The 11466-nt window shown below is 62.1% G+C and carries 12 protein-coding genes and 1 pseudogene; 11 read left to right on the forward strand and 2 right to left on the reverse strand.

The window, feature by feature from the left end; all coding sequences use genetic code 11:
• Nucleotides 1-202: 202 nt before the first annotated feature.
• The 9 genes from EV664_RS18885 to EV664_RS18925 all read left to right on the forward strand — a co-directional run bounded on the left by EV664_RS18885 (nt 203) and on the right by EV664_RS18925 (nt 8766).
• Nucleotides 203-844: a PepSY-associated TM helix domain-containing protein gene (locus EV664_RS18885; protein WP_133497205.1), complete on the forward strand. Its 642-nt coding sequence runs from the start codon at nt 203-205 to the stop codon at nt 842-844.
• A 10-nt stretch (nt 845-854) separates the two neighbouring features.
• On the forward strand, nt 855-1361 hold the full coding sequence (locus EV664_RS18890; RefSeq protein WP_133497206.1) for a DUF2271 domain-containing protein: 507 nt from the start codon (nt 855-857) through the stop codon (nt 1359-1361).
• A gap of 16 nt (nt 1362-1377) precedes the next feature.
• Complete coding sequence (locus tag EV664_RS18895) at nt 1378-2193, forward strand: DUF4198 domain-containing protein (RefSeq protein ID WP_211338535.1); 816 nt, start codon at nt 1378-1380, stop codon at nt 2191-2193.
• 5 nt (nt 2194-2198) lie between these two features.
• The gene (locus EV664_RS18900; RefSeq protein ID WP_133497207.1) at nt 2199-3197 is read left to right on the forward strand and encodes an FAD:protein FMN transferase; all 999 of its coding nucleotides are present in this window, start codon (nt 2199-2201) and stop codon (nt 3195-3197) included.
• The gene (locus EV664_RS18905; protein ID WP_133497208.1) at nt 3194-3877 is read left to right on the forward strand and encodes a Fe2+-dependent dioxygenase; all 684 of its coding nucleotides are present in this window, start codon (nt 3194-3196) and stop codon (nt 3875-3877) included. The genes EV664_RS18900 and EV664_RS18905 overlap by 4 nt, the downstream gene beginning before the upstream one ends.
• A gap of 91 nt (nt 3878-3968) precedes the next feature.
• Complete coding sequence (locus EV664_RS18910) at nt 3969-6176, forward strand: TonB-dependent receptor (protein WP_133497209.1); 2208 nt, start codon at nt 3969-3971, stop codon at nt 6174-6176.
• A gap of 62 nt (nt 6177-6238) precedes the next feature.
• Nucleotides 6239-7006: an energy transducer TonB gene (locus tag EV664_RS18915; protein WP_229668396.1), complete on the forward strand. Its 768-nt coding sequence runs from the start codon at nt 6239-6241 to the stop codon at nt 7004-7006.
• A 234-nt stretch (nt 7007-7240) separates the two neighbouring features.
• Nucleotides 7241-7942 (forward strand): bacteriorhodopsin, encoded by a 702-nt coding sequence (locus EV664_RS18920; RefSeq protein ID WP_133497210.1) that lies wholly within the window; start codon nt 7241-7243, stop codon nt 7940-7942.
• On the forward strand, nt 7939-8766 hold the full coding sequence (locus EV664_RS18925; RefSeq protein WP_229668397.1) for a Brp/Blh family beta-carotene 15,15'-dioxygenase: 828 nt from the start codon (nt 7939-7941) through the stop codon (nt 8764-8766). The genes EV664_RS18920 and EV664_RS18925 overlap by 4 nt, the downstream gene beginning before the upstream one ends.
• A gap of 26 nt (nt 8767-8792) precedes the next feature.
• Here the strand turns inward: EV664_RS18925 and EV664_RS18930 are convergent, their stop codons facing one another.
• Complete coding sequence (locus EV664_RS18930) at nt 8793-9548, reverse strand: FadR/GntR family transcriptional regulator (RefSeq protein ID WP_133497211.1); 756 nt, start codon at nt 9546-9548, stop codon at nt 8793-8795.
• Nucleotides 9549-9682: 134 nt separating this feature from the next.
• Between EV664_RS18930 and EV664_RS18935 the strand changes: the two genes are divergently transcribed.
• Nucleotides 9683-10555, forward strand: a complete 873-nt coding sequence (locus EV664_RS18935) for a 2-dehydro-3-deoxygalactonokinase (protein WP_133497212.1) — start codon at nt 9683-9685, stop codon at nt 10553-10555.
• On the forward strand, nt 10552-11193 hold the full coding sequence (locus EV664_RS18940; RefSeq protein WP_133497213.1) for a 2-dehydro-3-deoxy-6-phosphogalactonate aldolase: 642 nt from the start codon (nt 10552-10554) through the stop codon (nt 11191-11193). The genes EV664_RS18935 and EV664_RS18940 overlap by 4 nt, the downstream gene beginning before the upstream one ends.
• Nucleotides 11194-11238: 45 nt before the next feature.
• Here the strand turns inward: EV664_RS18940 and EV664_RS18945 are convergent.
• A pseudogene (locus EV664_RS18945) lies at nt 11239-11466 on the reverse strand (UTP--glucose-1-phosphate uridylyltransferase); the annotation flags it as partial.

Here is an 11466-nt window from a genome sequence, read left to right on the forward strand (position 1 = left end):
TCTCTCCGCCCGATTAACCCGGCAAACGCCTTGCACCATCACGCAGCACCGTCAACCAACCATAGCTGCACTGCAACAAAACGGGACGAATTGCGCAGTGTATGCGGGGCTGTGGTTTATTGTTGATTATCAATTGCAATAGCGGTTAGGAACAGTTCGATGCTCTTGCGACTGATTCTCACAAACGCCAAGTGGCCCGGCAATGGCTGATCTCGCCGCTCCGCGTCGCAAACGCCGCGTATCGCCATTCTGGGCGAAACAGCTTCATCTGTGGCACTGGATGAGCAGCGCGATCTGCCTGATCGGCATGGTCCTGTTCGCAATCACCGGCATCACCCTGAACCATGCAGCCGATATTGCCGCCGAACCGCGAATCAGCACGCGCGATGCGGTGCTGCCGAAGTCGCTTTCTGTGCGCCTTCCCGCGCTGCCGACCGAGGGCGATCAACCGCTGCCGCAGGATCTGGCCCAATGGGCAGGCGATGCGCTGAACGCAGATGTTGCAGCGCGGCCCGCCGAATGGTCGGATCGCGAAATCTATGTCTCGCTGCCCCGCCCCGGCGGCGATGGCTGGATGACGATCGATCGTGCCAGCGGTGCGGCGCATTATGAACGTACCGATCGCGGCTGGATCGCGTTGCTGAACGATTTGCACAAAGGGCGCGATACCGGCGCTGCATGGCGGTGGTTCATCGACATTTTCGCCGTCGCCTGCGTGATTTTTTCCGCAACCGGATTTCTGCTCCTCTGGCTCCATGCGCGGCATCGCAAGTCCACATGGCCGCTGGTCGGGGCGGGGCTGGTGCTGCCGCTCCTCATCCTGATCCTGTTCACTCATGTCTGAGAAAAGCCCGATGCGTTTTACCCTTTGTCTTGTCGGAACCAGCATCGCCGCGTCGCCGGCGCTTGCCGGTGATCTGGCTGTAAAGGTGGATATTCCGCAGCTTCGCGTTGCCGAATATCACCGCCCCTATGTCGCGCTGTGGATTGAGGATGCGAAGGGAAACACCGTCGCGAACCTCGCCAACTGGTATCAGATCCGGCGCGGGCGTGAGGACGGGACCAAATGGCTGCCCGATCTGCGCACCTGGTGGCGGCATTCGGGGCGATCGCTGAAGCTTCCCGTCGATGGCGTATCGGGGCCGACGCGCGCACCGGGGAGCCATGTGCTGCGCTTTACCGAAGGATCGCGCGCGCTGCCGAAACTGGCACCGGGCAATTATACGCTGATGGTCGAGGCCGCCCGCGAAGTGGGCGGGCGCGAGCTTGTTTCGATTCCGTTCCGCTGGGGCGCTGCCGGTAGCCGCTCGGCCAGCGGGAGCAGCGAACTCGGCACCGTCACGCTGCAGATCAAACCCTGACAAACGGGAGGAAGAAATGACAATCAAGCGCACTTTGTCGCGCGTTGCGCTGGCACTGCCGGCCATCGCGTTGCTGATCGCACCTGCAAGCGCGCATCGCCGCTGGCTGCTGCCTTCGGCGACGGTGCTGTCCGGCGATCATGAGGTCGTATCGGTCGACGCCGCAATCGCGAACGGCCTGTTCTATTTCGATCACCATGCGATGCCGCTCGACGATCTGGTCATAACCGGTCCTGATGGGAAAGCGGTGCAGCCGAAGATCATCGGATCGGGTAAGTATCGCAGCGTATTCGACGTCCCGCTGGATACGCAGGGCACCTATCGCATCGCGCTGGCGAGCAACGGCGTGTTCGGCAGCTATATGCTGAATGGCGAACGCAAGCGCTGGCGCGGATCGGCTGAAGCGGCGAAGACCGGCATTCCGGCGGGCGCGACCGAGGTGCAGCTGACGCCGGTGGCAAGCCGGGTGGAAACCTTTGTCACGCTGGGCGCGCCTTCGACAACCGCGCTGAAACCAACGGGCAAAGGCATCGAAATGGTGCCGGTATCCCATCCCAATGACCTTGTTGCGGGCGAAGCGGCAAAGATGCGCTTCCTGATCGACGGGAAGCCTGCACCCGGCCTTGACGTCGAGTTCGTGCAGGGCGGCACCCGATATCGTGACAAGGAAGCGATGCAGCACATTACGACCGACGCAGATGGCATCGCGACGCTGAATGCGGCGGCCCCCGGCATGTATTATCTCGAAACCTCCAACGGGGGCGGGCGAGAGGCTCCTAAAGGCGGCACGCGCATGTCCTATGCCGCCGTTCTGGAATTCCTGCCGGGCTGAATCGGGTGTTTGAAACGGGGGAGGGCGCGCGCAGCGTTGTCGTGCCGCTATCGTCGGGCGATCCTGCGCTGCTCACCCCGATTGCCGGCGGCGCGGTTCATTGCGCACAGGGACAGGCGATGGGAACGGATTGGCGGTTGCGCGTGGTGCTGACCGATCCCGAACGCATCGTCGCGGCCCGCGAGACAATGGCGCGCGCACTGGACCGGGTGATCGCCGAAATGAGCCAGTGGGAGCCGGATTCGGAAATCAGCCGGTTCAATCGCCTTGGCGCGGGCGAGCGTATGGTCGTGTCGCGCGGCTTTGCGCAGGTCATGGATTGCGCGCTTACCATTGCGCGGATCAGCGACGGCGCGTTCGACCCGACACTTGGCGCGGTGAGCGATGCGTGGGGCTTTGGCCCATCGGCTTCGCCCCTGCAGGCGCCTGAGCGCGTTTCGGCGGGGCCGGGCTGGCAGGCACTGGCTCTTGACGCTTCGACGCGAACGCTCCTTCAGCCGGGCGATCTGATGCTCGATCTGTCGGGTATTGCGAAGGGATTTGCGGTCGATCTGGCGAGCATGTTGCTGACAGAGGCGGGCTTTGCCCATCACCTGGTCGAAATTGGCGGCGAATTGCGCGCAAGCGGGGTGAGGCCGGACCATCAGCCATGGTGGGGCGATGTCGAACCTGCGCCCGATGCGCTGCATGAGGCGAGCCGGATCGCGCTGACAGGCTGGTCGATCGCGACATCGGGCGACTGGCACCGGCGGCGCGGCGGCAATGGCGCGCGCGACTGGTCGCATACCCTGTCGCCAGCGGCGTGCGCCCCTGTTGCGGATGGTCCGCGCGCCGCAACCGTCCTGCACCCCGGCTGTATGCAGGCGGATGCGCTGGCGACGGTGTTGATGGTGAAGGGCGTCAAGGACGGCATTGTGTTTGCCGACACCCATGGAATTGCAGCGCATATGACCGGCCCTGACGGTACCGGCCATGCCAGCGCTGCCTGGAGAAAAATGCTATGATGCTCGAAATTCCCGAAGTGCTTTCAAAGCATGAAGTGCGCTCGCTGCGCGCGCTGATCGATGCAGGCGACTGGGTGGATGGTAATGAAACATCGGGCCATCAGTCGCGCCTTGCCAAGAATAATGAGCAACTGGCGCAGGGCAGTGACGCGGCACGGCAGGCGGGGGAGGCGGTTATCGCTGCGCTGAACCGGACGCCGCTTTTCATTGCAGGCGCATTGCCGCGCAATGTCTTTCCGCCGCTCTTCAACCGCTATGGCAAGGGGCAGACCTTCGGCGCGCATGTCGATAATTCGATCCGTGCGCTTGCCGGAACCGAGTTTCGCATCCGGGCCGACCTGTCCTGCACGCTGTTTCTGGAAGAGCCGGAATTATATGAAGGCGGCGAGCTGGTGGTTGAAGATCTGTTCGGCGAACATCGCGTGAAGCTGCCTGCGGGGCATGCGGTTCTGTATCCTTCATCCAGCGTGCATCGGGTCACGCCGGTCACGCGCGGGTGCCGTGTCGCCAGCTTCTTCTGGATGCAGTCGATGGTTCGCGACGATTTCTCCCGCGAACAGCTTTTCCGTCTCGATACGACGATCCAGCGGCTGAGCGCTGAAAAAGGCGGAGAGGACCGATCGGTGATCGAACTGACCAGCCTGTACCATAATTTGCTGCGTCGCTGGGCCGATATCTGACCATTATGCGAATTATTCGCATTATAGATTGACTCGTTGCGACCAAGTCGCAATAGCGACGAAAGTAATTACAGTAACCGAAGGGGGAAATATGGCTCGCGCCACCACCGGCCGTTCTGCCGGTTTCGTTGCATTGGGATGTGTCGGCTTTGTCGCGTCGGTTGCCGCACCTGCGCATGCGCAGGACGCGCAAAAGAATCCGACGCAGTTACAGGGGGTCACCGTTACTGACGCCGGCATCGACGAGGACGCGTATAAGGTCGATGCGATCAGTTCGCCCAAGGCGACGGCATCCCTGCTCGACACGCCGCGCACAATCAATATCGTCACGGACAAGGTGCTTCAGGATACTGCATCCTTCTCGCTGGAAGACGCGCTGCGCACCGTTCCCGGCATTACGCTGGGCGCAGGCGAGGGCGGCGTAGCAAGCGCTGATATTCCACTGATCCGCGGCGTTGATGCCACCGGTTCGACCTTTGTCGACGGCGCGCGCGATATCGGGTCGCAGACGCGCGAAACCTTTGCGCTGGAGCGGATCGAAGTGTTCAAGGGCGCGAATTCTGCGCTGGACGGGCGCGGATCTGCGGGCGGTGCGATCAATCTCGTCACCAAAACCGCACATGCCGGTACGTCGATGAACGCAAGCGGCACGATCGGAACCGATAATTTTTATCGCGTCACCGGTGACGTAAATACGGAAATCGCGGACAAACTCGCCGCGCGCGTGGTGGCGATGTACCATAATGCGGATGTCGCCGGTCGCGATGCGGTGTTCGACAAACGCTGGGGCGTCGCACCGTCGATCACCTATGGCGTCGGAACCCCGATCACCGCGACTTTCGCTTATTATCATTACGAAACCGATGCGATGCCCGATTACGGCATCCCGCTTACGTCGCGCGGGCAGCTTTCCGGTGATCGTCGTGAGCCTGCCGATGTCGATCATGACAATTTCTACGGTCTGAAGGACCGCGATTTCCAGAAGACCCGCGTCGATTCAGCATCGTTCATTTTCCGCGCCGATCTTGGCGGTGGCTGGGGCATGGCCAACACCACGCGCTATTCGAACAACCGCAACGATTATATCGTGACCAACCCGGACGACAGCGCGGGTAATGTCGCCAATGGCTATGTCTGGCGCAATACCAAGAGCCGCAACTCGCTGAACGAAGGTATCGTCAGCAACACCAATTTCTCCGGCGTGTTCGATACCGGCGGTATCGGCCACAGCGTATCGTTCGGCGGTGAATTGTCGGTGTCGGACAGCACCAACCGCAATTATTCGGTTGATACCGGCAATTTCCGCGCGGGCAGCGGCGACGATTGCGCAACGGCAGGCCTTGCCAGCTATAATTGCACCACGCTCGACAATCCGAACCCGAACGATCCCTGGGCCGGCTCGATTACGCCCAGCGCTACCCCCAATCGGGCGAGTGCGGAGGATTACAGCCTGTATGCATTCGATACGGTCACTATCGTTCCGCAATTACTGCTGAATGGCGGCCTGCGCTGGACGAGCTATTCGGTGAAAGCTTCCGGTTCGGGTCGCGGCGGTTCATACTCGGCGGAGAGTTCAACCGATTTCTGGACCTGGCAGGCGGGTGCCCTGTTCAAGCCGACCGAGGCGAGCTCGCTCTATTTCTCCTACGCCAATTCCAAAACCCCGCCGGGAAGCGATGTCGGTGAAGGATCGAACAATCTCGGTTCCGGTAACGCCTATTACGAGCCGTCGACCACGAAGAACTGGGAAATCGGCGGCAAGATGGAGCTGTTCAACGGCGGATTGCTGCTGACGGCAGCGGCCTTCCGGGCGGAGCGCGGCAATATCCAGGAGAATGATCCGATTGCCGGACCGATCTTCATCGCTGACAAGGCGCGGTTGCAGGGTTTTGAACTGGGCGCGACCGGAATGATCGGCCCGGTGTCGATTATCGCGGGCTATACGCTTGTCGATAGCGACCTTCGCGACGGGTCAGAGAATGACGGCAACGCGTTGCCCAATACGCCGAAGCATAATGTCGCTGTTACGGTGAACTGGGACGTCACGCCGCGCATCACGATCGGCGGCGGTGCCTATGGTGCTTCCAAACGCTATGCCGATACGGCCAATCTCATCCGCGCGGACGGCTATGTCCGCTTCGATGCCAATGCGGCTTATCGGATCAGTGATGCGCTGTCGGTTCGGGTGAACCTCCGCAATGTCGGCGATGAGCGGTACATCACCAAGCTGCGCAATCCGCACTTCGCCGTTCCGGCGGCAGGTCGGCAAGCGTTGCTGACGCTCAGCGCGAGCTATTAAAGGGAGCAGCGCCGATAGGATGCGATTGACTCGCAATAGCTCGGCGCTGTAGGAAAAGACTCATGCTGCTCGCACTTGAGGATGGCCGTCACGGCACGCACGTCGACACGGGATCGCGGCTGCGCGAAACCGTTTCAACACGCCGCCCCGTAATGGGGAAGGTGGCCGGTGCCACGGTACGTTCTCGCTATCGGCAGCGTACGCTGGATGGCCGCGCAATTGCGATTGTTGCGGCCATCCATGTTGCGCTTGGTGTGGCGGTATTGACGACGCGAATGGAGTTTCGTCAGCCTGAACCGCATGCCGACCTAACCACCTTCGATGTTGCTCCGCCCACGCCGCCCCGGCCGATCCCGCCGGAGCCGCAGCCGCAAAATGCAGCGCCGCAAGTGGTGGAAGCTCCGGTCGTTGCGCCCGATCCTTTGGTGCGAACGCCGCAACCGCCGCCAGCAATTCGTACGGTTAGCACGCCGCCGAAAACCCAGCCGGCGATATTCAGCCCCGTCACGGTCTCGGCCCCGCCCGCTCCACCGGCACCGCCGGCACCTGTGACGCCGCCCAGCTTTGACGCTGCGCAACTGGACAATCCTGCCCCGCGCTACCCATTTCTATCGCGCAAGGCGCATGAAGAGGGCGTCGTGATGCTTCGCGTTCTGGTATCGCCTGATGGAAGCGCCAAAACGCTTCAGGTTGACAGGACCAGTGGCAGCAAACGGCTGGACGATGCCGCGCTTTCGACCGTCAGGCGCTGGAAATTCGTGGCCGCGACACAGGCGGGGAAGGCGATCGAAGCCTGGGTTCTGGTACCGGTAAAATTCTCGCTCGGCTGAGCGCTTAAAAAAACTGACTGTTCCAATACACATAGCGGATTGTCGCGAACGGGCGAAACCATGCCCAAAACAAGCCATTTTTAGCAAAACAGTGCTGCCGGCGTTTAGCATAACGCGACGAGGCGTTCTGAAAAAGCGGCAATCAACTCAGCAACCTTTTGTTACAATTCCCGTTAGCGTCCCCGAAGGGCACGGCAAACCGCCGGTCCAACGGGGATGATGAAGGTTGAGTATATGCATCAAACTGCCTTTCTGATCGCATTTACGATCATGTCGCTTGGGTCATTGGCGATCTATGCAACCGGCGACAAATCGCCTCCGTCCCGCCATCACACGCTGTTGCATGCTGCCGTCCCCTTCATCGCGGCTACGGCCTATCTCGCCATGGCGTTCGGTGTCGGTACGCTGGTCAACGATGCCGGGACTGCTACCTATCTCGCGCGCTATGCCGATTGGTCAGTGACCACGCCGATTCTGCTATCCACCCTCGTGCTGACCGCTTTTCATGAACGCGGCAGGACCGGGGAAGTCGGTGGCTATCTTACCTCCATCATCACGCTCGACGTTCTGATGATCGTTACCGGTCTGATCTCGGCGCTTTCCGAGACCCCGCTGGCGAAGTGGGTCTGGTATATCTGGTCGTGCGTAGCGTTCGTCGGCGTTCTGTATCTGCTTTGGGTTCCGCTGCGGGCCATGGCCGTTGAGCGGGGCGTCGAACTCGGAGCCGCCTACAAGAAGAACGCCACTTTCCTGATGCTGATCTGGTTCCTGTATCCGATCGTTTTCCTGATCGGGCCGGAGGGGTTGAAGATCATCACCGACACCACATCGGTCTGGGCGATCGTCGTCATGGATATCGTCGCGAAGGTCATCTACGCCTTTTACGCGGCGAAGAACCTCGATCACGCCCTCCGGGTTCATGCTGAGCGCGCGTGAACCGTTTGATTGCCTTGCTGGTTGCGGGGGCGGTTGCGGCCGCTCCCGCGCCACTGGTATTTCAGCTCGCTTATGCCATTTTCGGTATGGGCATTGTGGGCATGGTCCATGGTGCCGGTGATCTGGCGGTAGTCGATACCGCGCGACGGCCCCTGTTTCTCGCCGCCTATGGAGTGGTTTCGATAGCCACCTTGATATGGTGGTCAACCGATCCGGCGATGGCGTTGCCCGCGTTTCTGCTCGCTTCCGCCATTCATTTCGGGATCGAGGATGCCCCGGAAGGCGCGCTGTACGAACGTGTGGCGCGCGGCGTGGCGCTGATTGCGGCACCCGCCGCGTTTCATCACGCGGGCTATGCCGAATTGTTACACACTGCCGGGGGGGCGTCGTCGGTGGCGCCGGATTATACCATGTTCTTTGCCCTGGCTGGCGGCGCGACTTCGGCGCTGCTGCTGATCCTCGCATGGCGGCGGCGCGATGCGCGGCTAGCCGGAGGGATGGCGGCGTTGCTGATTCTGCCGCCGCTGGTCGGCTTTACGCTGGGCTTCCTGCTCCTTCACGCGCTGCCGCAAACCGCGCTGCGTCGCGATCGGCTGGGATGCGCCAGCACCGCCGAGTACCTCCGGTCGGTCGCCTATGTGTCCGTGGGCGCAGTGGTGGTGACGATACTCGCAGCGGCGCTGCTGCTGCACTTTGATTCAAGCGGTGTGCGCGGCCTGTTCGCGGGTATCGCGGCGCTTGCTATTCCGCACCTTGTCGTGACGCCATGGTTCGAGCGGCGAACTTCTCTGCGCGAACCGGTGATTGCGGCAAGGGCAGGATAGCCGGGGCCGGGCACCCCCGCCGTCTCTTACGCCACCGGTTGCGTGTCTTGCCCGGGATCCGTGCTGACGTCGCTATGCTGCGTGATGAGATCGTTTACGTCGCCGATGATCATCGCCATTGCCGCACGCGCGGCTGTTGCATCGCGTGCCTCGATCGCAGTCTTTACCGCCTTATGTGCGTCCAGATCGGCCGTACGGCCCTTGATCCGGTTGGTGAAGCGGATCGAGGTGCGCAGGGCGGTTGCAACCACATCGCGAAACTGGGCGAAGAACGGATTGGCCGATGCCTGCAAAATGGCGAGGTGAAAAGCGATATCGGCGCTCAGCGTGTCGTCCTCGCCCGCTTCGGCCGCGACCATGCGCGCAAAACCGGCATCGATTGCGCGAAACCCCTCGTCATCCGCATTTTCTGCCGCCAGCGCCGCCGCTGCCGGTTCGATGGCCGATCGGAGCTGGTTGAACTGGGACAGCAGTTCGATCGAGAATTTGCGCTCGAGCAACCAGCGCAGCACGTCCGCATCGAACAGATTCCAATTCGCCGCCGGCTGAACCAGCGTGCCCTGACGCGGGCGCGCGCTGAGCAGCCCCTTGGCGGTCAGCATCTTTACCGCTTCGCGCGTGACCGACCTGCTGACCCCCAATTGCTTGGATAGTTCGGCCTCGGTGGGAAAGGGCGTGTTTTCGAACGCGCCGATCACGATCTGCTTGCCCAGATGATCGAGCATGCCGTGCGTCAGATTGCGACCGAGCGAGTGCCGCATTTCCAGCGGATCAAGAACCATCGCCCTTACTCCTCAACTATTTTGGTTTATATCGTATAAATATACCTTGACGCGCAAATGCAAGCTCGTTGAGACAGGCAGGGCGCGATAAGGGCGGTAATCGCCGAACATAACGCTGATGGGCAGGGGATTATATGGCCGAATTCATTGCGGTGGACTGGGGAACGACCAATCGCCGTGCCTATCATATGGGGCAGGGCGGTGCTGTGCTGCGAACCGAGCGCGATGATCGCGGGCTGACCGCGATTGCGCCCGGCGGTTTTGCGGCCGAGGCGCGTGCGCTGCGCGCCCGGTTCGGCGATCTGCCGATGTTGTGTGCGGGCATGGTCGGATCGGTGCGCGGCTGGGCCGATGCGGGGTATCGCGCCTGCCCGGTATCGATCGACGATCTCGCTGGCGCGCTATGCTGGGTAGAGCCGGGGCGGACCGCGATCGTCGCCGGGGCAAGCCATGTCGGGGGCGGGCGCGGCGATGTGATGCGGGGCGAGGAGGTGCAGTTTCTCGGCGCAGTGGCGGCTGGTTTCGCACCGGCGGATTCGCTGCTGTGTCAGCCGGGAACCCATTGCAAATGGGCGCGCATGGCGGGCGGACGGATTGCGAGCTTCCGCACCACGATGACGGGTGAGATTTTCGCGCTGTTGCGCAAGCACAGCCTGCTCGCCGACTTTCTGAACGGTGAAGTGAAACGCGGGGCTGCGTTTCAGGAAGGGCTTGCGGCATCGGCTGACGGCGCGCTGCTCGGCGATCTGTTCGGCGAGCGGGCGAGCGTGTTGCTTGGCCTGCGCGCGGAGGAGGATGTCGCTGCGCATACCAGCGGTCTGCTGATCGGCAGCGATGTCCGCGAACAGGGCTTGCACGCGGGAGAGACCGTATATGTCCTCGCCGATCCGGGGCTGGGCGATCTCTATTGCGCGGCGATCGAACATATGGGCGCGCAGGCCCTTCTCATCGACAGCCATGCCGCATTCGCGGCCGGGATCAGCCATATCTGGGAGCAGCATCAATGACCGCGAATTCGAACCTTCAGTCCGCCATGACCCGCTGCCCGCTCGTCGCGATCCTGCGCGGCGTTCGTCCCGATGAAGTCGAGGCGATAACCGGGGCGTTGATCGACAACGGCTTTTCGATGATCGAAGTGCCGCTCAACTCGCCCGATCCGCTGACCAGCATCGAACGGATCGCGCGGCGCTTCGGCGACGATGCGCTGATCGGCGCGGGCACCGTGCTAAAGAGCGGCGATGTGCGCGCAGTGGCGAATGCGGGCGGCAAACTGATCGTATCGCCCAATACCGATGTCGAGGTGATTGCGACGGCGGCGGATTCGGGGATGGTCTCGCTTCCCGGTTATTTCACCCCCAGCGAAGCCTTTGCCGCGATTTATGCCGGGGCGGCCGGGCTGAAGCTCTTCCCTGCCGAAGCGGCGAGTCCGCAGGTGATGAAGGCGCAGCGTGCGGTGCTGCCTGCCGATATGCCGCTGTTCGTGGTCGGTGGCGTGACGCCGGACACGATGGCGCAATGGCATGGTGTCGGCGCGAACGGGTACGGCATCGGCTCGGCGCTGTACAAGCCGGGCGTGACGCCCGACGAAATCGGCGCGCGCGCCCGCGCCTTTGTCGATGCGTGGAAAGCGCTGCCGCAGGAATAAGGACGGGCCAGGCGGGCGCGACGTGGTCGTGCCCGCCTGCCGCGATTATTGGCCGATCCGTGCTTGGGCGGCGGATTTGAGTGCGCTGCCGATTTCGGGATGGTTTAGGCCGAGGCTGAGATTGGCGAGGATGAAGCCGAATTTGTCGCCGCAGTCGAAGCGTTCGCCGTCAAAGGTGAAGCCGTGGAACGGCTGCTGCCCGATCAGCTTTGCCATGGCGTCGGTCAGCTGGATCTCGCCGCCTGCACCCTTTTCCTGATCCGACAGGATGGT

This window comes from Stakelama pacifica, from assembly GCF_004361835.1.
Lineage (GTDB): Bacteria > Pseudomonadota > Alphaproteobacteria > Sphingomonadales > Sphingomonadaceae > Sphingomonas > Sphingomonas pacifica.

What these genes read in the sequence shown, in the direction of transcription:
- EV664_RS18885 (WP_133497205.1), top strand. Translation starts at nt 203, where the DNA reads ATGGCTGATCTCGCCGCTCCGCGTCGCAAACGCCGCGTATCGCCATTC.
- EV664_RS18890 (WP_133497206.1), top strand. Translation starts at nt 855, where the DNA reads ATGCGTTTTACCCTTTGTCTTGTCGGAACCAGCATCGCCGCGTCGCCG.
- EV664_RS18895 (WP_211338535.1), top strand. Translation starts at nt 1,378, where the DNA reads ATGACAATCAAGCGCACTTTGTCGCGCGTTGCGCTGGCACTGCCGGCC.
- EV664_RS18905 (WP_133497208.1), top strand. Translation starts at nt 3,194, where the DNA reads ATGATGCTCGAAATTCCCGAAGTGCTTTCAAAGCATGAAGTGCGCTCG.
- EV664_RS18910 (WP_133497209.1), top strand. Translation starts at nt 3,969, where the DNA reads ATGGCTCGCGCCACCACCGGCCGTTCTGCCGGTTTCGTTGCATTGGGA.
- EV664_RS18915 (WP_229668396.1), top strand. Translation starts at nt 6,239, where the DNA reads ATGCTGCTCGCACTTGAGGATGGCCGTCACGGCACGCACGTCGACACG.
- EV664_RS18920 (WP_133497210.1), top strand. Translation starts at nt 7,241, where the DNA reads ATGCATCAAACTGCCTTTCTGATCGCATTTACGATCATGTCGCTTGGG.
- EV664_RS18930 (WP_133497211.1), bottom strand. Translation starts at nt 9,548, where the DNA reads ATGGTTCTTGATCCGCTGGAAATGCGGCACTCGCTCGGTCGCAATCTG.
- EV664_RS18935 (WP_133497212.1), top strand. Translation starts at nt 9,683, where the DNA reads ATGGCCGAATTCATTGCGGTGGACTGGGGAACGACCAATCGCCGTGCC.
- EV664_RS18940 (WP_133497213.1), top strand. Translation starts at nt 10,552, where the DNA reads ATGACCGCGAATTCGAACCTTCAGTCCGCCATGACCCGCTGCCCGCTC.